Raw genomic sequence first — 18803 nt, 5'->3', positions numbered from 1 at the left:
GCTCCGGCCGTACTCGCCGCCGTTGTCGCGACGGTCGATGGCCTCCTGCAAGGCGTGCCGGGCTTCCTGAGCTTGCTGCTGTTCGTCGGTCATGGCGCACTCCACAGATTTACTCGGTCGTCCTAGCTTATGAAGCACCGAGCCGGTCGTCTCGCGGAATGGCGGGCTATCTCAGGATTCGAGACGACGGGTGCGCGGGAGGCGCTGCGTGGTCGCGCGGAGAGCGGCTGAACGCGCGAACTCCCGCCGCACCCAGTGGCGCGACGGGAGTTCGGACGAGCGCGGGACGTCAGCCGTCGAGATCGACGGTGCGGCCCCACTCGGCGCCGATGGCGGCGACGATGTCGTCGAGCACCTGGCCGGGAACGGCCTGGTCGACGGTCATGGCGACGAGCGCCTGGCCGCCCTTGCCGGTGCGGCTGACCTGCATGCCGGCGATGTTGACGTCGGCCTCGCCGAGCACGCGCCCGACCGTGCCGACCACGCCGGGCCGGTCGGTGTAGCGCAGGAACGCCATGTGCTCGGCCGGCACCACCTCGATGTCGTACCCGAGCACCTCGACGATCTTCTCGACGTGCTTCGGCCCGGACAGCGTGCCCGACACCGACACCGAGCGGCCGTCGGCCAGCACGCCGCGCAGCGTCACCAGGTTGCGGTAGTCGGCCGACTCCTCGTCGGTGACCAGCCGGACCTCGACGCCGCGGTCGGCGGCGATGAGCGGGGCGTTGACGTAGGAGACCGGGTCCTCGACGACGTCGGCGAAGACCCCCTTCAGTGCGGCCAGCTCGAGGATCTTCACGTCGTGCGAGGTGATCTCGCCGCGCACCTCGACGTCGAGCTGGGTCGCGACGCCGCCGGCCAGGGCGGTGAAGATGCGGCCGAGCTTCTCGGCCAGCGGGATGCCGGGCCGGACGTCCTCGGCGATGGCACCGCCCTTGACGTTGACGGCGTCGGGCACCAGCTCGCCGGCCAGCGCGAGACGGACGGAGCGGGCGACCGACACGCCGGCCTTCTCCTGGGCCTCGTCGGTCGACGCGCCGAGGTGCGGCGTGACGACGACCGACTCGAAGTCGAACAGCGGCGACTCGGTGGTCGGCTCGGACGCGAACACGTCGATGCCGGCGCCGGCGACCCGGCCCTCCTTGAGCGCCAACGCGAGCGCGTGCTCGTCGACGATGCCGCCGCGCGCCGCGTTGATGACGCGCACCGACGGCTTCACCTTGCGCAGCGCCTGCTCACCGATGAGGCCGACGGTCTCGGGCGTCTTCGGGAGGTGGACGGTGATGAAGTCGCTCTCCTCGAGCAGCTGGTCCAGGGACACACTGCGCACGCCCATCTGTGCCGCCCGCGCTGCCGGCACATAGGGGTCGAACGCGATGACGTTCATGCCGAACGACGACAGCCGCTGCGCGACGAGGACGCCGATGCGGCCGAGGCCGACGATGCCGACGGTCTTCTCGTACAGCTCGACACCCGAGTACTTGCTGCGCTTCCACTCGCCGCCCTTGAGGGCCTCGTTGGCCGGGGCGATGTTGCGGGCGGTGGACAGCAGCAGGCCGACGGCCAGCTCCGCGGCACTGGTGATGTTGGAGGTCGGGGCGTTGACGACCATGACGCCGGCCTGCGTGGCGGCCTTCACGTCGACGTTGTCGAGGCCGACGCCCGCGCGGGCGATGACCTTGAGCTTCCTGGCGGCGGCGATGGCCTCGGCGTCGACCTTGGTGGCGCTGCGGACCAGGATCGCGTCGACGTCGGCGATGGCCGGCAGCAGGGCCGCGCGGTCGGCGCCGTCGACCTTGCGGATCTCGAAATCGGGCCCGAGCGCGTCGACGGTGGCGGGCGAGAGCTCTTCGGCGATGAGTACGACGGGCTTGGTCACGGTGGACTGAACCTCCGGATGTGTCGGGCGTTGTGTGACGAGCGCGACACTGGGCCCGGGTGCGACCGAGTGTAACGCCACGTAAACCCAATGCGCACCCACTCGTCGTACGGTGGTCGGTTCGTTACGTCCGGATTACGCAGGCTCGGGCCACGTCTCCCCACGCCAGGCAGCGTCCCAGAACATCCACTCGAACCTGGTCGCCCGCGTGTACGCGTCGTGCATGGCCACGACGGTGCCGGGGTGCCGCTCCGCCTGCTCGTCGGCGAACGACTCCGCGCGCCGGGTGTCGGCCTCGAACGCGGGGTCGCCGTAGGTGCGCAGCCACGCCTCGTACGGGTGCGCGTCGGTCCCAGCCAGGACGGTGACCAGCTCGCGGCCGACCTCGGTGTAGACGCGGAAGCACGGCAGCAGCCCGGCCAGTGCGACCCCCGCGGGCGCCACCGCGGCGTCGGCCTGCAGCGTGTTGACGTAGGCCAGGCAGGTCGGTGTCGGCTCCACCTCGCCGACGGCGTCGCGCAGTGACGTTCCGGCCTCGGCGAACAGCGCCTCGTGGAGCAGCCGCTCCGCGTCGACGGCGCCGGCGGCGAACCGGGCGATGACGGCCGCCTGCTCGGGCTCCGGCCAGCGGGCCGCCGTCGTCGCCAGCGCGCGGGCGTAGCGGGACAGGTAGTGCGCGTCGTCGGCGATGTAGCGGAGGAACACCTTGCGCTCCAGCGTCCCGTCGGCCAGGCCGGTGAGGAACGGGTGCGCGCGGATGGCGTCGTACCAGGGCGCGGCGGCGGTCCAGGCGTCGGCGGAGAAGCTCATGCGGGGGTCCCTTCCGGAGTCCACCAGGCGTGGAAGTGGTGCACCGGCCCGTGCCCGCCGCCGACGTGCAGCTGGTCGGCGGCGCGCAGCGCGTCGGTGAGGTACGTCTTGGCCGTCCTGACGGCGTCGCGCAGCGGCCGCCCGTGGCCGAGCCCGACGGCGATCGCGGACGACAGCGTGCAGCCGGTCCCGTGCGTGTTGGTCGTGGCGACCCGCGGCTCGCGCAGCTCCAGGACGCCGTCGTCGTCGGCCAGTACGTCGACGGCGTCCGGCCCGGCGGCGTGCCCGCCTTTGACCAGCGCCGCGGGTCCCTTGGCGCGCAGTTCGGCGGCGGCGTCGGCGGCCTCGCCGGGCGCGACGGCGGCGACGCCGAGCAGCGCCGCGGTCTCCGGCAGGTTCGGCGTGATGACGCTGGCCAGCGGCAGCAGGCGGTCGCGGATCGCCTCGACCGTCGCGTCGTCGACCAGCCGGTCCCCCGACGTCGCGACCATGACCGGGTCGACGACGAGGTTCCGGACGCCGTGCCGGCGGGCGGCGTCGGCGACCGCCTCGACGACGTCCGGGCTGCCCAGCATGCCGGTCTTCACCGCGGCGACGTCGAGGTCGGTGAAGAGCGCGTCGAGCTGCTCGGTGACGAACGCACCCGGCACCGGGAGGACGCCGGTCACGCCGCGGGTGTTCTGCGCCGTCAGCGCCGTGAGCACCGCGCCGCCGTACGCCCCGAGCGCGGAGAACGTCTTGAGGTCGGCCTGGATGCCCGCACCGCCGGACGGGTCGGACCCCGCCACGGTGATGATCGTGGGTGTCGTCGGGGGTGTCGGGGGTGTCATGGTTCGCCGTCAGCTCCTCCCACCGGGAAGGGAGCGGACGACACCGGCGCTGCCGGTATCACCGTCGGTCTCCCTGCGCCGGCATGACCCGGATCAGGTTCGGCGGGTGTGTTCTCAGCCCACGCGGGGCACCCCGGCCGATCGGTACGTCCCCGACTCTAACGGACGCCGGCCGCGAGGTCCCCCACGGCCGCGAGTCACCCAGGAGACGGGAAATAGACTCGTCCGGGATGGAAACGCACGAGGAGTTCTCCTGGCGCGGCCGCCGGGTCCACTGGAGCCGGCGCGGTTCGGGTCCCCCGGTCGTCCTTTGCCACGGCACGCCGTGGTCGTCCGCGCTCTGGGCGCCGTTCGCCGACGCCCTGAGCAGCCAGTACACCGTCCACCTCTGGGACATGCCGGGCTACGGGCGCTCGTCCAAGGACGACGGGCACGACGTCTCGCTGGCCGTCCAGGGCGAGCTGCTGGCCGACCTGCTGCGGTTCTGGGGCGGCCCGCCGCCGCACCTGGTGACGCACGACATCGGCGGCGCGGTGACGCTGCGGGCGCACCTGCTGCACGGCGCGCCCATCGCGTCGCTCGCGCTGATCGACGTCGTGGCGCTGGCCCCGTGGGGGTCGCCGTTCTACCGGCTGGTCGGCGAGAACGCCGCGGTGTTCGAGGCGCTGCCGGCGGCGATGCACGAGGCGCTGCTGAGGGAGTACGTCTCCGGCGCGGCGGCGGGAGACCTGACGGGGGACCAGCTGCGGATGCTGGCCGAGCCCTGGCTCGGGCCGGAGGGGCAGCGGGCGTTCTACCGGCAGATCGCGGCCGCCGACCAGGCGCACACCGACGAGATCGAGCCGTTGTACCCCACGGTCGGGGTGCCGACGCTGGTCGCGTGGGGCACCGCCGACACGTGGATCCCGGCCGACCGCGCGCACCGGCTGGCCGGCGTCATCCCCGGCGCCCGCCTGGAGCTGATCGACGGCGCCGGTCACCTCGTCCAGCTGGACGCGCCGGTCGCGGTGACGGCGGCCCTGCAGCGCTGGCTGGGCTCCGTGACGGCGTGAGCCGTCAGGCGCTCAGGTGCTCGGCGAAGAACGCGGCCGTCCGCTCGATGGACAGCTGCCAGCCGGCCTCGAACGCGTGCGGCTCGCCCTCGTAGAGTTGCAGTGTGACGTCCTTCCCGGCGGCCCGCAGCGCGGCGTCGGTGTCGTAGGCCCACTGCAGCGGGCAGGTCTCGTCGGCGGTGCCATGGTGGATGAGCACCGGTTCGGTGACCCGGTCGAAGAACGTCACCGGGGAGACGTCGCGCCAGAACGCCGGATTCTGCTCGGGCGCGCCGTAGGCGGCGATGATCTCGGCGGTGAGGTCGGCAGCGGCGGGTTCACCGCGGGTCCAGCGGTCGAAGTTCTCGACGGCGTCGGAGCTCACTGAGGCATAGACGACCGCGGCGTCGACCAGGCCGGGCTGCACGACCAGCGTGTTCAACGCGACGCCGCCGCCCATCGACCGGCCCAGCAGGCCGACGCGCTCGCCGTCGAGCTGCGGGATGGCGCTGTTGCGGACCGCCAGGACCGCGTTGACGACGTCCTCGGTGTAGCCCAGGCGCAGCCGCACCTCGTTGGCGGGATCGTCGTCGGAGCCGGCGTGGTTGCGGTAGTCGGTGTGCAGGACGGCGTAGCCCTGGCGGGCGAGGTAGTCCTGCTCGCGGCGCAGGCCGCGGCCGGTCGTGTAGACGTCCGGGTCGATGTAGCCGTGTGCCAGGACCAGCACCGGGAACGGGCCGGCGCCGTCGGGCAGGTTGAGGACGGCGCTGATGGTCAGGCCGGCGCCGCGGTAGGTGACGGCGTAGCGCGTGTAGCCGTCGCCGGTCTCCAGCACGTCGCCGAGCCGGAGGTCGCCACCGTCGTACCGCTCCTGCATGAGGGCGGGGAGCGAGACGGGGTGCGGCGGCGGCGGGGACGGGGTGGGCGTCGGCGTGGGTGTGGGCGTCGGGGTGGGCGTCGGGGTGGGTGTCGGCGTCGACGTGGCCGACGGGCTCGGCGCGGCGCCTGGCGGGTCGCCGTCACCGCCGCCGGAGCAGGCGGTGACGACGAGCACGGCGGCGACGAGCGCCGCCCGCAACCTGGTCACGTCGCCCATTCTCCCCGGCGCAGCGGCCATGATGGGTCCATGGCGAAGACGTACCGGACGACGCTGCCCCGCCGGCTCGGGAACGTGGCCTTCACGGCGGCGTTGAAGGCCGGCCTGGTGCCGCCGTACGCCGTGCTCACGACGCGCGGGCGCACGTCGGGCAGGCCGCGGAGCACGCCGGTGCGGGTGATGAAGCACGTCGGCCGCCGCTACCTCGTCGCGCCGTACGGCACGGTCGACTGGGTGCGCAACGCCCGCGCTGCCGGCGAGGTGACGCTGCGCCGCGGCCGCCACACCACCCCGTACGCCGTCGTCGAGTGCCCGCCGGACGAGGCCGGCGCGGTGCTCAAGGCGTACGTGCGGGCCGAGCCGATCACCCGTCCGTACTTCGACGCCCGCCCGTCGGACCCGCAGGCCGCGTTCGCCGCGGAGGCCGACCGGCACCCCGTCTTCCGGCTCGAGCCGCGTTAGGCGGCGTCGCGCAGGTCCGTGAGCACCTGTTCGCGGACCGCCCTCGGCTGGATGCCGAGCCGGTCGAACACCGCCAGCGTCTGCTGGTCGTCGCTGCGCAGCAGGCCGAGCAGGATGTGCTGCGTCCCGATGGAGTGGTCTTTGCGGGCCAGCGCCTCGCGCAGCGACAGCTCCAGCGCCTTCTTCGCCCGCGGCGCGAACGGGAGGTGCCCCGGCCCGCCGTCGCCCTGCTTGCCGCGGCGGAAGACGCCGAACCGCTTGCCGCGGCCGGACTCCAGCGGGGCGTCCAGGGCGCCCTCGCCGAACGTCTCCTCGGCGCGCCGGCGCACCTCGCCGAGGTCGATGCCGAAGGCCTTCAGCGCCTCGGTGTCCTCCTCGCCCAGCGCCGCTCCGTCGCCGGCGACGGCGACGGCGACGACCGCCTCGCGGCCGCGCTCCTGTGTGACGCCGAGTCTGGTCAGCGTCGCGACACCCGGCGCGTCGGGCGTGGTGAGCAGCGCGAGCAGGACGTGCTCGGTGCCGATCCAGCGGTGCCGCAGCTCGCGAGCCTCCTGCTGGGCCCCGATGACGACGTCACGGGCATCAGTGGTGAACCGCTCGAACATCATTGCCTCCTTGCGTGCTTCTTGTGCACTGCTTGTCTGCTGACGCCGAGGGCGGCCCCGATCTCCTCCCAGGACCAGCCCTGGCGGCGGGCGCCCTCGACCTGCAGCGCCTCGAGCCGCTCCACCAGCCGGCGCAGCGCGGCGACCGCCCGCAGGCCGACCCTCGGGTCGGCGTCGACGGCGCCGGTCGCGGCGTCGACCGCCTCTCGTGCTTCCGATCCGGTCATGCTGTCAACATAAGCTGACAGCTCATCGTTGTCAACACGTGTTGACGAGAGGTGCTGTCGGTGGCCGCCGATACGGTCGTGACCGTGATCGAACCCGACTTCCTCACCGCCACGCGCGCCGCCTACGACACCGTCGCCGCGTCCTATGCCGAGCAGCTCCGCGACCACCTCGCCGGCGAGCCGTTCGACCGCGCCATGCTCGACGCCTTCGCGTCGATGGTCGGCACCGGAACCGATGCCGCAACCGACGCCGGGGCCGACGCCGGGCCGGTGGTCGAGGTGGGCTGCGGCCCGGGCCGCATCACCGGCTACCTGCACCGCCTCGGCCTCGACATCTCCGGCATCGACCTCTCACCAGCGATGATCGAGATCGCCCGCGCCGCCCACCCCGACATCCCCTTCACCGTCGGCTCCATGACCGCGCTCGACCTCGCCGACGGCGGCCTGGCCGGGCTCGTCGCGTGGTACTCGATCATCCACACGCCGCCCGAGCTGCTCCCCGGCGTGTTCGCCGAGTTCCGCCGCGTCCTACGCCCCGGCGGCCGGGTGCTGCTGGCCTTCCAGGTGGGCGACGAACGCGTCCGGGTCGAGCAGGCCTACGGGCACTCGGTCTCCGCCGACGCCTATCGGCTGCCACCCGAGCACATCGCCGAGCTGCTCACGGCGGCCGGGCTCACCGTCGAGGCGCGCCTGGTCCGGGCGGCCCGGCCGCCGGAGAAGATGCCGCAGGCCTACCTGATCGCCAAGGCCGGCGCCGCCCCCGAGGAGGTGCACTGACGCGGCCGCACGCCGACCGGCTCAGGGAAGGCGGCCGCCACCGGCCACGAGCGCGGCCGCTCAGCTCGCGGTCGACCGGCACCCGAACCGGGGCACGCCGCGCCCCCATGGTGCGCCCGGACGCCGTCGGAGGGCTCGCCTACGCTCGGTCCATGACCGACGTGACAGGCCTGGAGCTGGTCGGCACCGGCCGCACCGCCGACGTCTACGCGTTCGGCGGCGGGCAGGTGCTGCGCCGATACCGCGACGGCGGGTCCGCCGCGACCGAGGCCGCCGTCATGACGCATGTCCGCGCCCACGGCTTCCCCGCGCCCGCCGTCCATGCGGCCACTGGTCCGGACCTCGTGCTCGATCGGCTGACCGGGCCGACGCTGCTCCAAGCGGTCCTCGGCGGCGAGCTGACGGCCGCCGACGCCGCCGTCGTCCTGGCCGGGTTGCACCGGCGGTTGCACGCCGTCCCGCCGTCCGGTCACGCGCGCCCCGCCGGGTCGGCCGCCGACACCGTCGTCCACCTGGACCTGCATCCCGACAACGTGGTGCTGACGCCGGACGGGCCGGCCCTCATCGACTGGCGCAACGCCACCGACGGCCCCGCCGACCTCGACGTCGTGTTCTCGGCACTCATCCTGGCGCAGGTCGCCGTGAGCGACGAGGCCGGGCTGGCGCCGTTCGCGGCCGCGTCCATCGGGCCGTTCCTGTCCGCCGCCGGCGGCGCGCCGCTGCACCACCTCGACGCCGCCAAAGCCCGCCGCGGCGCCGACCCGCAACTGACCCCGGCCGAACGCGAACGGCTCGCCGCCGCCGCCGCGCTCGTCGCCGAGGAGTCCCGGCGCGGCTCCTGACCACCCTCGCCGGGCGACGCAAAAGCTCCGCGCAAAGCAGTGGAATCCGGGCGTGATCAGGAGCAAGATGGTGAACACACAACCCGCCGAAGACTCTCGGGGTGCATCCATGTCCGGTCTCCACAACGACGCACCAGGCATGTTGCCGGTGCTCTCGAAGGGCAAACACCGCAACGCACGCAAGGGCGCGTGCTTCATGGAATTCGCGTCCTACCTCGCCGGCGAGCGCTGGAGCGACCACCCGGCCTGCACGCATCCACTCCTGGCCGCCGTCGCCCGGCTGGTGAACGACGCCATCTCCGACGATCGCCGGCCACGGCTGGCACCGCTGGTCCCCATGGTCATCGGGGTCGACTCCGACGATCCGCGCATGGACGTCCACATCACGCTGCGGGTCGCCCAGACGGCACTGCCGGTCGCGTCGGCCGAGCGCCAGCGTGTGCTGGCGGTCGCGCTGCTGTCGGCCGAGCGGATCCTCGACGAGCTCGACCACCGGCCGTCCGGCACGCTCACCGAGCGCAGCCGCCAGGCACTGGCCAAGGTCCCGGTGGCGGCCCGCTGGGCGTACGACTTCGCCGAGGGCGAGCAGACCACGATGAAGGGATTCCAGCGCTACGCAGCGCCCACGGCGGTCCGCTGCGCAGTCGAGGGTGTCGCCAACGCGTGCGTCTCCGATCCCGACGCGCTGCTGCACCAGCTGCTCGAGCTGACCATCGCCGACTGCGCCGCCCTGGTCGAGCCCCGCAGCGGCACCGACCCGGCCCGCTGGGCCGACGCCTGCCGGCTCACCGGCACCGTCACCACCTGACGCGAACGCGCCGCCCGGCCCCGGATCGGTCCATCCCGGGGCCGGGACGACGGCTGCCCGCGAGCGCAACCCACCCACGCCGCACCAGATCGGGGCGGGGCCGGCCGAACCCCCCGAGATGCGAAGTTAGGTTTGCCTGAGCTAACTTGGCCCGGTGAGTTCTCGACGCCTGCCCACGTCCCTGCTCGTCCTGCTGCTCGGCGCGGCAGCCCTCACCGGCTGCGGCTCCGACGACGACTCCCCCGGCGACTCCCCCGGCGACAACGCCGGCACCGGCACCCCACCAGCGGACGGCGACGCGTTCCCCGTCACGATCGACCACGCCCTCGGCTCCACGACCATCGACGAGGCGCCGGAGCGCGTCGTCACGTGGGGGCCGTCGAACCAGGACGCGGCCCTGGCGCTGGGCGTCACGCCGGTAGCGATGCCGTTCTTCGACTACGGCGGCGACGACGAGGGCGTGCTGCCGTGGGTGCGCGAGACCCTCGGCGACGCCGAACTGCCGACGTTGCTGCCGAACGCCGCCGGCGAGGAGATCCCGTACGAGGCGATCGCCGAGGAGCAGCCCGACGTCATCCTCGCCGTCTACTCCGGCATCACGCAGGAGGAGTACGACACGCTCAGCGCCATCGCGCCCACCGTCGCCTACCCGGACGCACCATGGAGCACGCCCTGGCAGCAGCAGACCACCGTCATCGGCCAGGCGCTGGGCCGCGAGGCCGAGGCCGAGCAGCTGGTCGCCGAGACGGAGGACTACCTCGCCACCCGCACCGACGAGTTCCCGGAGCTGGCCGGCGCGACCTTCGCCTACGGCGCCGAGGACGGCGCGCAGCTCGCGCTCTACACGTCCGACGACGTGCGCGTGCGGCTGCTCACCGACCTCGGCATGACTCAGGCGCCCTACGTCGACGAGCACGCGGAGGGCGACGGCGTCTACTACTACGTCTCGCCGGAGCTGGCCGGCGACGTCGAGTCCGACGTGTTCGTCGCGTGGTTCAACGACCAGGCGGCGGCGGACGCGTTCGCGGCGAACCCGGCGTACGCGCAGATCCCGGCCGTCGCCGCGGGCGCGTTCGCCCCGATCGCCGGCGAGGACTACGTGACCGCCAGCTCCGCACCGACTGTGCTGTCGATTCCGTGGATGCTCGACGACTACCTGCCTCAGCTCGCGGCGGCCGCCTCGGCGCGCGCCGGCGAGTAGACACCCTCGTTCACGAGGGTCATGTTGATCATGGCAGCGGCGTCCACTCCGGCCGCCGCCGACTTGATCACGGTCGCGAACACGTCGGCGACGTTGCCGGCCGCCCAGATGCCGGGCACCGAGGTGCCGCCCATCGGGTCGACGGCGACGGCGGTCCCGGCGATCATGCCGCCGCGTTCCTGCTCGACGGCGGTGAGACCGAGCCCGGCGACCATGCCGACACGCGCGATCGGCTTCGGCGCGACGACCATGGCGCCGACGGGGACGACGAGGCCGCCCTCGACCTCGGCGCCGGTCAGCGCGTCGGCCTCGATCCGCAGCGCCGCGACCGTCCCTTCGACGACTCGCACGCCGCGGCCGGCGAGATCGGCCAGCTGCGCGTCGTCGAGGGCGGGCGCGGTGTGCGTGAACAACGTGACGTCAGCGGACCACTGACGGAACAGCTGCGCGTGATGCACGGCGGCGGCCGACGTCGCCAGGACGCCGACGGCCCGGTCCCGCACCTCCCAGCCGTGGCAGTACGGGCAGTGCAGGACGTCGCGACCCCAGCGCTCGCGGACGCCGGGCACGTCCGGCAGCTCGTCGACACCACCGGTGGCCAGCAGGATGCGCCGCGCCCGCACCTCCTCGCCGCCCTCCGTCCGGACGGTGAAGTCGCCGGCCGCGCCGGTCACCTCGGCCACCGCCCCGGCCAGGAACTCGCCGCCGTACCCCTCGATCTCCGAGCGGCCGATGCGGTACAGCTCGCCCGGCGCCGTGCCCTCACGGCCGAGGTAGTTGTGCACGCCGCCGGCGGGCGCGTTGCGCTGCTCCCCGGCGTCGATCACCAGCACCGACCGCCGCGCCCGCGACAGCGTCAGCGCGCCACTCAGTCCGGCCGCCCCGCCGCCGATCACCACCACGTCGTAACGGTTCTCATTAGTCATGATGCCATCGTGCGCGAGCGTCGGCGAGACGGCAAGGTTCGTTGCCGATCTGGCAAACTCCTGTCCATGGAGGACGAGTCGCTCGGCCGGGTCCTCGCCGCCGTCGGGCCACGGCTGCGCGAGCTGCGGCAGCAGCGCGGAGTCACGCTGACCCAGCTGTCGGAGACCACGGGCTTCTCGGTGAGCACGCTGTCCCGGCTGGAGTCCGGCGGGCGGCGGCCCACGCTGGAGCTCCTGCTGCCCATCGCCCGGGCGGCGACGAGGTAGGCTCGGCGGCATCGCGGCCGGAGCCGCGTCCGGGTCCGCGGGCAGGGTCGAACCCACTCCGTCGATGCATCATCGTCCGAGCCTTTGTGCGGCCGACCGTGCGGACCATCGGCGCTCTCGCGCACGGAGGTCTCGATGTCCGAGCTACCCGCTCGACCCCACCTCGGCCACCTGAAGAAGCAGGCCAAGGCGCTGCTGCGCGCACTGCGCGACGGCGATCCAGCGGCAGCGGCCCGGTTCGGCGCCACGATGCCGCACGCCGGCGAGCCGCAGCTGCGCGACGCGCAGTCATGCATCGCCCGCGAGTACGGGTTCGCGTCCTGGGCCGCGCTGCGCCGGCACGTCGACGATGTCCGCGACGTGTCGACGGCCGGCTGGCTGCGGCTGGTGTACGCCGGCGACTCGATCGGCGGCACGCATGCCGCCCGCCCCGAGGAGGCGGCCCGGCGGCTCCGCGACGGCGTCGATCTCACCGGGGCCGCCCCCACCGGCGCCACTCCCGCCGGCGCCACCTCCGCCGACGTCGTCACCGCGACCGGCGACCTCGCCGCCGTCACCGCCGCGATCGCCGCCGACCCCGGCTGGGTGCACCGGCCCGGCGGCACGCTCGGCGTGCCGCCGCTCTTCGCCGTCACGCATTCGTCGCTGGTGCGGCTCCCCGAGTTCGCCGACGGCATCCGTGCCTGCGCCCGCGAACTGCTGACCGCGGGCGCCGACCCGAACCAGGCGGTCACGCCGTCCGGCGGCCACCACCCGCTGACCGCGCTCTACGGTGCCGCGGGCGTGACCCACGATCGCGAGCTGACGGCCCTGCTGCTCGCCGCCGGCGCCGATCCGGACGACGGCGAGTCGCTGTACCACGGCCTCGGCGACCCCGAGTGCGCCCGGCTGCTCCTCGCCGCCGGCGCGACCGTGACCGGCACGAACGCCATGTACGCCGTCTCCGACCACCACGACCCCGACGTGCTGCGGCTGCTGCTCGAGCACGGCGGCGACGCCAACGAGCCGTCGCCGACGTGGGGCTCGCCGCTGCTGTTCGCACTGCGACGACGCTGCTCGACGGCGTTCGTGCGGCTACTGCTCGACGCCGGGGCGGACCCGCGCGCCGTCACGCCGGACGGCGTCGACCCGCACCGCATGGCGCTGCGGTTCGGGCGACCCGAGATCGCCGCGCTCCTGCCCGCCGACGCCGCGGGTGTGGCGGACGACGCGCCACTCGACGAGCTGATCGCCGCCTGCGCGCGCGGCGACGGCGACGACACCCGGCGGCTGCTGGCGGCGCACCCCGACCTGCCCGGCCGGCTCGACGACGGTCAGCGGCGGCTGCTGCCCGATCTCGCCGGCGAGGGCGCCGCCGACGCCGTCCGGCTCCTGGTCGAGGCGGGCTGGCCGGTCGACGAACCCGGCGGCGACTGGCAGGCGAGCGCGCTGAACCACGCCGTCTTCCGCGGCGACGCCGCGTTGACCCGGTTCCTCCTCGAGCACGGCGCCGACCCCACTGCGGAGCACGGCTTCGGCGACACCGTCGTCGGCACGCTGTCGTGGGCGTCGCTGAACAACCAGGAGACCGCGATCCCCGGCGACTGGCCCGGATGCGCGCGAGCCCTCCTCGGCCACGGCGTGCGGTTGCCGGAGGACTACGCGTTCTCCGACGAGGTCCGGGCCGTGGCCGAGGAGATCACCTGAGCGAGTTCGCGTGGTCCGGCACGTACGTCTGCAGCTCGCGGGGCGGCCGCTCGTAGCCCTTGGCCGCCGGCCGCGGGGGCAGGTCCAGCGGCCGGCGCTGCACCTCGTGGTACGGGATGGTCGCGAGCAGGTGCGCGATCATGTTGATGCGCGCGGCCCGCTTGTCCTCACTCTCGACCACGTACCACGGCGCCTCGGGGATGTCGGTGTGCACGAACATGTCGTCCTTGGCGCGGGAGTAGTCCTCCCAGCGGCTGATCGACTCGAGGTCCATCGGTGAGAGCTTCCACCGGCGCATCGGGTCCTCGAGCCGCGACCGGAACCGGCGTTCCTGCTCCGCGTCGCTGACCGAGAACCAGTACTTGCGCAGCAGGATGCCGTCCTCGACCAGCATCCGCTCGAAGATCGGCGACTGGCTGAGGAAGCGCTGGTACTCCTCCTTCGTGCAGAAGCCCATGACCCGCTCGACCCCGGCGCGGTTGTACCAGCTCCGGTCGAACAGCACGATCTCGCCGGCGGCCGGCAGGTGCTCGACGTAGCGCTGGAAGTACCACTGCCCGCGCTGGCGCTCCGTGGGCGCCGGCAGGGCGGCGATGCGCGCGATGCGCGGGTTCAGGTACTGCGTGACCCGCTTGATCGTGCTGCCCTTGCCGGCCGCGTCGCGCCCCTCGAAGACCACGACGACGCGGGCGCCCTCGAGGCGGACCCACTCCTGCAGCTTCACCAGCTCCGCCTGGAGGCGGAACAGCTCCTTCTCGTAGATCTTCTTCGGCAGCCGTGCCACCTGATCTTCGGACCCCGCCTTGCCGCTCTTCTTCGCCACCGTGACCCCTCCCTGCATGAAACCTATGCCTCCTCGACCTCTGGCGCGGCGAACTGGCTGTTGTACAGATCGAAGTACGCGCCGCGCCGTTCCAGCAGTTCGGCGTGCGAGCCCTGCTCGACGATGGCGCCGTCGCGCATGACGAGGATCAGGTCGGCATCGCGGATCGTCGACAGACGGTGCGCGATGACGAAGCTGGTCCGGTCGCTGCGCAGCGCCGCCATGGCGTGCTGGACGAGCACCTCGGTGCGGGTGTCGACCGACGACGTCGCCTCGTCGAGGATGAGGATGGACGGGTCGGCGAGGAAGGCCCGCGCGATGGTGAGCAGCTGCTTCTCACCGGCGCTGATGTTGTCGCCCTCCTCGTCGATGACGGTGTCGTAGCCGTCGGGCAGCGAGTGCACGAAACGGTCGACGTAGGTCGCCTCGGCGGCCGAGCGGATCTGCTCCTCCGACGCCGTGGGGTCGCCGTAGGCGAGGTTCTCGCGGATCGTGCCGCCGAACAGCCAGGTGTCCTGCAGCACCATGCCGATGTTCGAGCGCAGCTCGTCGCGGCTCAGCTCGGCGATGTCGCGGCCGTCGATGGTGATGTGCCCACCCTGCAGCTCGTAGAACCGCATGATCAGGTTGACCAGCGTGGTCTTGCCCGCGCCGGTCGGCCCCACGATGGCCACCGTTCGGCCCGGCTCGGCCACCAGCGAGAGGTCCTCGATCAGCGGCTGGTCCGGGTCGTAGCTGAACGTGACGTGCTCGAACTCGACCCGCCCGCGCGGCTGGTCGTCCAGCGTCGCCGGGGTGGCCGGGTCGGGCACCTGTTCCGGCTCGTCGAGCAGCTCGAACACCCGCTCCGCCGACGCGACACCGGACTGCAGCAGGTTCGCCATCGACGCCAGCTGGGTGAGCGGCTGGGTGAACTGGCGGGTGTACTGGACGAACGCCTGCACCTCGCCGAGGCTCAGCGAGCCCGACGCCACCCGCAGGCCGCCGACCACGGCGACGGCGACGTAGTTGAGGTTCCCGAGGAAGAACATCGCCGGCATGATCAACCCGGACACGAACTGGGCGCCGAAGCTCGCCTGGTACAGCTCCTCGTTCTTGGCGCCGAAGGACTGTTCCACCTCGCGCTGCCGGCCGAACACCTTCACCAGCGCGTGCCCGGTGTAGGCCTCCTCGATCTGCCCGTTCAGCGCGCCGGTGTGCGCCCACTGCGCCACGAACTGCTTCTGCGACCGCTTCGCGATCAGCGCCGTCACGACCATCGACAGCGGGATCGTCACCAGCGCGATCAACGCCAGCAGCGGCGAGATCCACACCATCATGGCGAGCACGCCGATGACGGTGAGCAGCGAGTTCAGCAGCTGGCTCATGGTCTGCTGCAGGCTCTGCGACACATTGTCGATGTCGTTGGTGACGCGGCTCAGCACGTCGCCGCGGGAGTTGGCGTCGAAGTACCGCAGCGGCAGCCGGTGGATCTTGTCCTCGACGTCGGAGCGCAGCCGGAACACGGTGCGCTGCACGATCGTGTTGAGCAGGTACGCCTGCAGCCACATGAACAGCGACGCACCCACGTACAGCGCCAGCACGCCCAGCAGCACCGAACGCAGCGCACTGAAGTCGACGCCCTGACCTGGTACGACGTCCATGTGCGCGAGCATGTCGGCGAAGGTGTCCTGGTCGCCGGCACGCAGGTTCTCGACCGCCTGTTCCTTGGTGACGTCCGCCGGCAGCTGCCGGCCGATGACGCCCTCGAAGATCAGGTCGGTGCCGTGCCCGAGCAGCCGGGGGCCGATGGCGTTGAGCGCCACGCTGACCACGGCCAGCACGATCACCAGCGCCACGCCGGCGCGCTCCGGGGTCAGCCGGCCGAGCAGCCGCTTGGCCGACGGACCGAAGTTCAGCGCCTTCTGCGGTGGTCCGGCCATGGCCGCCATGCCGGGCGGGCCGCCACCGGGACGGCCGCCGCCGGGGCCTGCGGGCCGCGCGGGCGTGGCCGTCGTCGTGGGCCTGGACGCGCTCATGCGGCCTCCTCCGCGGTCAGCTGGGACTCGACGATCTCGGCGTAGGTCGGGCAGGTCTCGAGTAGCTCGTCGTGTGTGCCGAGCCCGACGACGGCGCCGTCGTCGAGCACCACGATCTGGTCGGCGTCGATGACGGTGGAGATCCGCTGCGCGACGATGACCACCGCGGCGTCCGTGGTGTGCGGTCGCAGCGCCGCCCGCAGCCGGGCGTCGGTGGCGAGGTCGAGCGCCGAGAACGAGTCGTCGAACAGGTAGATGCCGGGTTGACGGACCAGCGCCCGGGCGATCGCCAGCCGCTGGCGCTGCCCGCCGGACACGTTCGTGCCACCCTGCGCGATCGGCGTCTCCAGGCCCTCGGACATGTCGGCGACGAAGTCGGCGGCCTGCGCGATCCGCAACGCCTCCCACAGCTCGTCGTCAGTGGCGTCGGGGTTGCCGTAGCGCAGGTTGCTGGCGACCGTGCCGGAGAACAGGTACGCCTTCTGCGGCACCAGGCCGATCCGCTCGCGCAGCACCTCCGGGTCGAGCCGGCGGACGTCGACGCCACCGGCCAGCACCTGGCCGGCCGTCGCGTCGATGAGCCGCGGCACCAGGTTGACCAGCGTGGTCTTGCCGGAGCCCGTGCTGCCGACGACGGCGGTGGTGGTGCCCGGCTCGACGGTGAAGGAGATGTCGCGCAGCACCGGCGACTCGGCGCCCGGGTAGGCGAACTCGGCGTCGCGCAGCTCCAGCGAGATGCTCCGCGGCAGCGACGTCACCGGCTCGGCCGGCGGCACGACCGACGACTCGGTGTCGAGCACCTCGCCGATGCGCTCCGCGCACACGGTCGCACGCGGCACCATGACCAGCATGAACGTCGCCATCATGACCGACATCAGGATCTGGATGAGGTAGGTCAGGAACGCCGTCAGCGAGCCGATCTGCATCTGGCCGTCGTCCACCCGACCGGCGCCGAACCACAGCACCGCCACGCTGGACACGTTGAAGATCAGCATGACCCACGGGAACATCAGCGCCATCAGCCGGCCGACGTACAGAGAGGTCTCGGTGAGCGCGGTGTTGGCGACGGCGAACCGGCTCTGCTCCCAGCGCTCGCGGACGAACGCGCGGACCACCCGGATGCCGGTGATCTGCTCGCGCATGACCCGGTTGACGCTGTCGATGCGCTCCTGCATGCGCCGGAACCCGGGCACCATGCGGCGCACGATCAGCGCGATGCCGAGGACCAGCGCCGGGACGCAGATCAGCAGCAGCCAGGCCAGCCCCACGTCCTCGCGCAGCGCCATGATGACGCCGCCCGTGGCCATGATCGGCGCCGTGACCAGCAGCGTGCACGACATCAGCACCAGCATCTGGACCTGCTGGACGTCGTTGGTGTTGCGGGTGATCAGCGACGGCGCGCCGAACCGGCCGACCTCGCGCGCGGAGAACTCGCCGACGCGGTGGAAGATGGCGGCCCGCACGTCGCGGCCGAACGCCATGGCCGTCTTCGCGCCGAAGTACACCGCGCCGACCGTGCAGGTGATCTGCAGCAGCGTCGCCGCCAGCATCCAGCCGCCGGTGCGCATGATGTACGCGGTGTCGCCGCGGGCGATGCCGTTGTCGATGATGTCGGCGTTCAGGCTGGGCAGGTAGAGCGAGGCCAGCGTGCCGATGAACTGCAGCACGACGACTGCGGTCAACCATCGCCGGTACGGACGCAGGTACGTCCGCAGCAGAGTGATGAGCATGGAACGGCTCCGAACTGGAGGAACGGAAATCTGACGTGGTGCTTCGTGTGCCCGAGTCGGAGGGGTCAGGGCGACGGGTCGCCCGCTTCGAGACTGACGCCGTGCAGCAGCAGGTCGACGACCTCGGCCGGCGTCATCGGCTCGTGGTCGTTGATGAGCGGGTGGAAGCCGGCGAAAGACAGGATGCGCAGCCGCCGCGCCACCTCGGACGGCGGGAACCGCAGCCGGTCACGGTCGGGCTCGAGCAGGTCCTCGACGATGGCCGTGATGCCGGCGTGCCGCGGCGTCACCTGGCGGCCGTCGTCGCCCGGCGGCCGCCGGAAGCCGATGGCCGCCATCAGCTGGAAGACGCTGGTCAGCCGCTCGTGCAGGATCTCCGCGACAACCAGCAGCCGGTCGGCCAGCGGCAGGTCGGTACCGACGGCGGCCAGCCGCCGCTCGGTCTCGCCGGGGTCGACGGCCGCCTCGACGACCTGCCGCAACAGCGACTCCTTGTCGTCGAAGACCCGGAAGATGGTGCCCTCGGCGATGCCGGCCGCCTCGGCGATCTGCCGGGTGCTGACGTCGAAGCCGTGCTGACGCAGCAACGGCAGGGTGGCGTCGATGATCGCCGCACGTCGCTGATCGGGCGACATGGGCGTTGCGCGAGCCCGGCGCGTCTCTGTGGCCACGGCACGATGGTAAGTGAGTGAGGACTCACTCACAACCGCTTTTCGACGGGTTCGCTCAGCGCTGACAGACGGGCGTACGCTCGAGAGAGAAGGACCGCTGACGAGGAGGTCAGC

General features: G+C 72.6%; 18 protein-coding genes, 1 pseudogene and 1 riboswitch. Of the genes and pseudogenes, 8 read left to right on the top strand and 11 right to left on the bottom strand.

The genetic code is table 11. The features are described from left to right. Positions 1-289: 289 nt before the first annotated feature. The 3 genes from serA to thiD form a co-directional block, all read right to left on the bottom strand. Complete coding sequence (gene serA, locus DZA62_RS29190) at positions 290-1879, bottom strand: phosphoglycerate dehydrogenase (protein ID WP_116952464.1); 1590 nt, start codon at positions 1877-1879, stop codon at positions 290-292. A gap of 135 nt (positions 1880-2014) precedes the next feature. Continuing rightward, positions 2015-2689 carry a TenA family protein gene (locus DZA62_RS29185; RefSeq protein ID WP_116952463.1) on the bottom strand — a complete coding sequence of 225 codons (675 nt, stop codon included), beginning with the start codon at positions 2687-2689 and terminating at the stop codon, positions 2015-2017. Next, positions 2686-3519 (bottom strand): bifunctional hydroxymethylpyrimidine kinase/phosphomethylpyrimidine kinase, encoded by an 834-nt coding sequence (thiD, locus tag DZA62_RS29180; protein WP_116952462.1) that lies wholly within the window; start codon positions 3517-3519, stop codon positions 2686-2688. Before thiD ends, DZA62_RS29185 begins: the two co-directional genes overlap by 4 nt. Before the next feature lie 52 nt (positions 3520-3571). Beyond that, a riboswitch (TPP riboswitch) is annotated at positions 3572-3665 on the bottom strand. Between the two features lie 84 nt (positions 3666-3749). Here thiD and DZA62_RS29175 point away from each other — a divergent pair. Continuing rightward, entirely contained in the window at positions 3750-4571 is an 822-nt protein-coding gene (locus DZA62_RS29175) for an alpha/beta fold hydrolase (RefSeq protein ID WP_116952461.1), read from the top strand. 4 nt (positions 4572-4575) lie between these two features. Here the strand turns inward: DZA62_RS29175 and DZA62_RS29170 are convergent, their stop codons facing one another. After that, the gene (locus tag DZA62_RS29170) at positions 4576-5637 is read right to left on the bottom strand and encodes an alpha/beta hydrolase family protein (RefSeq protein WP_198664322.1); all 1062 of its coding nucleotides are present in this window, start codon (positions 5635-5637) and stop codon (positions 4576-4578) included. Between the two features lie 39 nt (positions 5638-5676). On the opposite strand from DZA62_RS29170, the gene DZA62_RS29160 reads away from it, so the two are divergent. Then, positions 5677-6108, top strand: coding sequence for a nitroreductase family deazaflavin-dependent oxidoreductase (locus DZA62_RS29160; RefSeq protein WP_116952458.1), 432 nt, complete (start codon positions 5677-5679; stop codon positions 6106-6108). On the opposite strand, the gene DZA62_RS37340 is transcribed toward DZA62_RS29160, so the two are convergent. Together DZA62_RS37340 and DZA62_RS29150 are read right to left on the bottom strand one after the other, a co-directional pair. Then, positions 6105-6713, bottom strand: a complete 609-nt coding sequence (locus DZA62_RS37340) for a Clp protease N-terminal domain-containing protein (protein WP_116952457.1) — start codon at positions 6711-6713, stop codon at positions 6105-6107. The two genes, DZA62_RS29160 and DZA62_RS37340, sit on opposite strands and share 4 nt — an antisense overlap. Beyond that, entirely contained in the window at positions 6713-6940 is a 228-nt protein-coding gene (locus DZA62_RS29150) for a hypothetical protein (RefSeq protein WP_116952456.1), read from the bottom strand. Before DZA62_RS29150 ends, DZA62_RS37340 begins: the two co-directional genes overlap by 1 nt. A gap of 84 nt (positions 6941-7024) precedes the next feature. Here DZA62_RS29150 and DZA62_RS29145 point away from each other — a divergent pair, with 84 nt between their 5' ends. From DZA62_RS29145 to DZA62_RS29130, 4 genes are all read left to right on the top strand, one after another. Continuing rightward, positions 7025-7717, top strand: a complete 693-nt coding sequence (locus DZA62_RS29145) for a class I SAM-dependent DNA methyltransferase (RefSeq protein ID WP_116952507.1) — start codon at positions 7025-7027, stop codon at positions 7715-7717. A 152-nt stretch (positions 7718-7869) separates the two neighbouring features. Continuing rightward, positions 7870-8559, top strand: coding sequence for a phosphotransferase (locus DZA62_RS29140; RefSeq protein ID WP_116952506.1), 690 nt, complete (start codon positions 7870-7872; stop codon positions 8557-8559). A 109-nt stretch (positions 8560-8668) separates the two neighbouring features. Then, positions 8669-9367 (top strand): hypothetical protein, encoded by a 699-nt coding sequence (locus DZA62_RS29135; RefSeq protein ID WP_198664321.1) that lies wholly within the window; start codon positions 8669-8671, stop codon positions 9365-9367. Positions 9368-9521: 154 nt separating this feature from the next. After that, on the top strand, positions 9522-10568 hold the full coding sequence (locus tag DZA62_RS29130) for an iron-siderophore ABC transporter substrate-binding protein (RefSeq protein ID WP_198664320.1): 1047 nt from the start codon (positions 9522-9524) through the stop codon (positions 10566-10568). Here the strand turns inward: DZA62_RS29130 and DZA62_RS29125 are convergent. Beyond that, complete coding sequence (locus DZA62_RS29125; protein WP_116952454.1) at positions 10529-11494, bottom strand: NAD(P)/FAD-dependent oxidoreductase; 966 nt, start codon at positions 11492-11494, stop codon at positions 10529-10531. The two genes, DZA62_RS29130 and DZA62_RS29125, sit on opposite strands and share 40 nt — an antisense overlap. 66 nt (positions 11495-11560) lie before the next feature. Between DZA62_RS29125 and DZA62_RS29120 the strand changes: the two are divergent. Both DZA62_RS29120 and DZA62_RS29115 read left to right on the top strand, forming a co-directional pair. After that, positions 11561-11749, top strand: a pseudogene (locus DZA62_RS29120) (helix-turn-helix domain-containing protein); the annotation flags it as partial. Positions 11750-11896: 147 nt separating this feature from the next. After that, positions 11897-13447: an ankyrin repeat domain-containing protein gene (locus DZA62_RS29115; protein WP_116952453.1), complete on the top strand. Its 1551-nt coding sequence runs from the start codon at positions 11897-11899 to the stop codon at positions 13445-13447. Here DZA62_RS29115 and ppk2 read toward each other — a convergent pair. The 4 genes from ppk2 to DZA62_RS29095 form a co-directional block, all read right to left on the bottom strand. Beyond that, complete coding sequence (gene ppk2, locus DZA62_RS29110) at positions 13440-14288, bottom strand: polyphosphate kinase 2 (protein ID WP_116952452.1); 849 nt, start codon at positions 14286-14288, stop codon at positions 13440-13442. The genes DZA62_RS29115 and ppk2 overlap by 8 nt on opposite strands. Positions 14289-14293: 5 nt before the next feature. Further along, positions 14294-16288 carry an ABC transporter ATP-binding protein gene (locus DZA62_RS29105; protein ID WP_116952451.1) on the bottom strand — a complete coding sequence of 665 codons (1995 nt, stop codon included), beginning with the start codon at positions 16286-16288 and terminating at the stop codon, positions 14294-14296. After that, positions 16285-18018 carry an ABC transporter ATP-binding protein gene (locus tag DZA62_RS29100; RefSeq protein ID WP_116952450.1) on the bottom strand — a complete coding sequence of 578 codons (1734 nt, stop codon included), beginning with the start codon at positions 18016-18018 and terminating at the stop codon, positions 16285-16287. The genes DZA62_RS29105 and DZA62_RS29100 overlap by 4 nt, the downstream gene beginning before the upstream one ends. A gap of 65 nt (positions 18019-18083) precedes the next feature. After that, on the bottom strand, positions 18084-18689 hold the full coding sequence (locus DZA62_RS29095; RefSeq protein WP_157987976.1) for a TetR/AcrR family transcriptional regulator: 606 nt from the start codon (positions 18687-18689) through the stop codon (positions 18084-18086). Positions 18690-18803: the final 114 nt, after the last annotated feature.

The sequence above is a fragment of the Jiangella endophytica genome, assembly GCF_003427025.1.
GTDB lineage: Bacteria > Actinomycetota > Actinomycetes > Jiangellales > Jiangellaceae > Jiangella > Jiangella endophytica.
The sequence above is the reverse complement of the archived record's forward strand: the minus strand, read 5'-3'. Positions and strand labels throughout refer to the sequence as shown.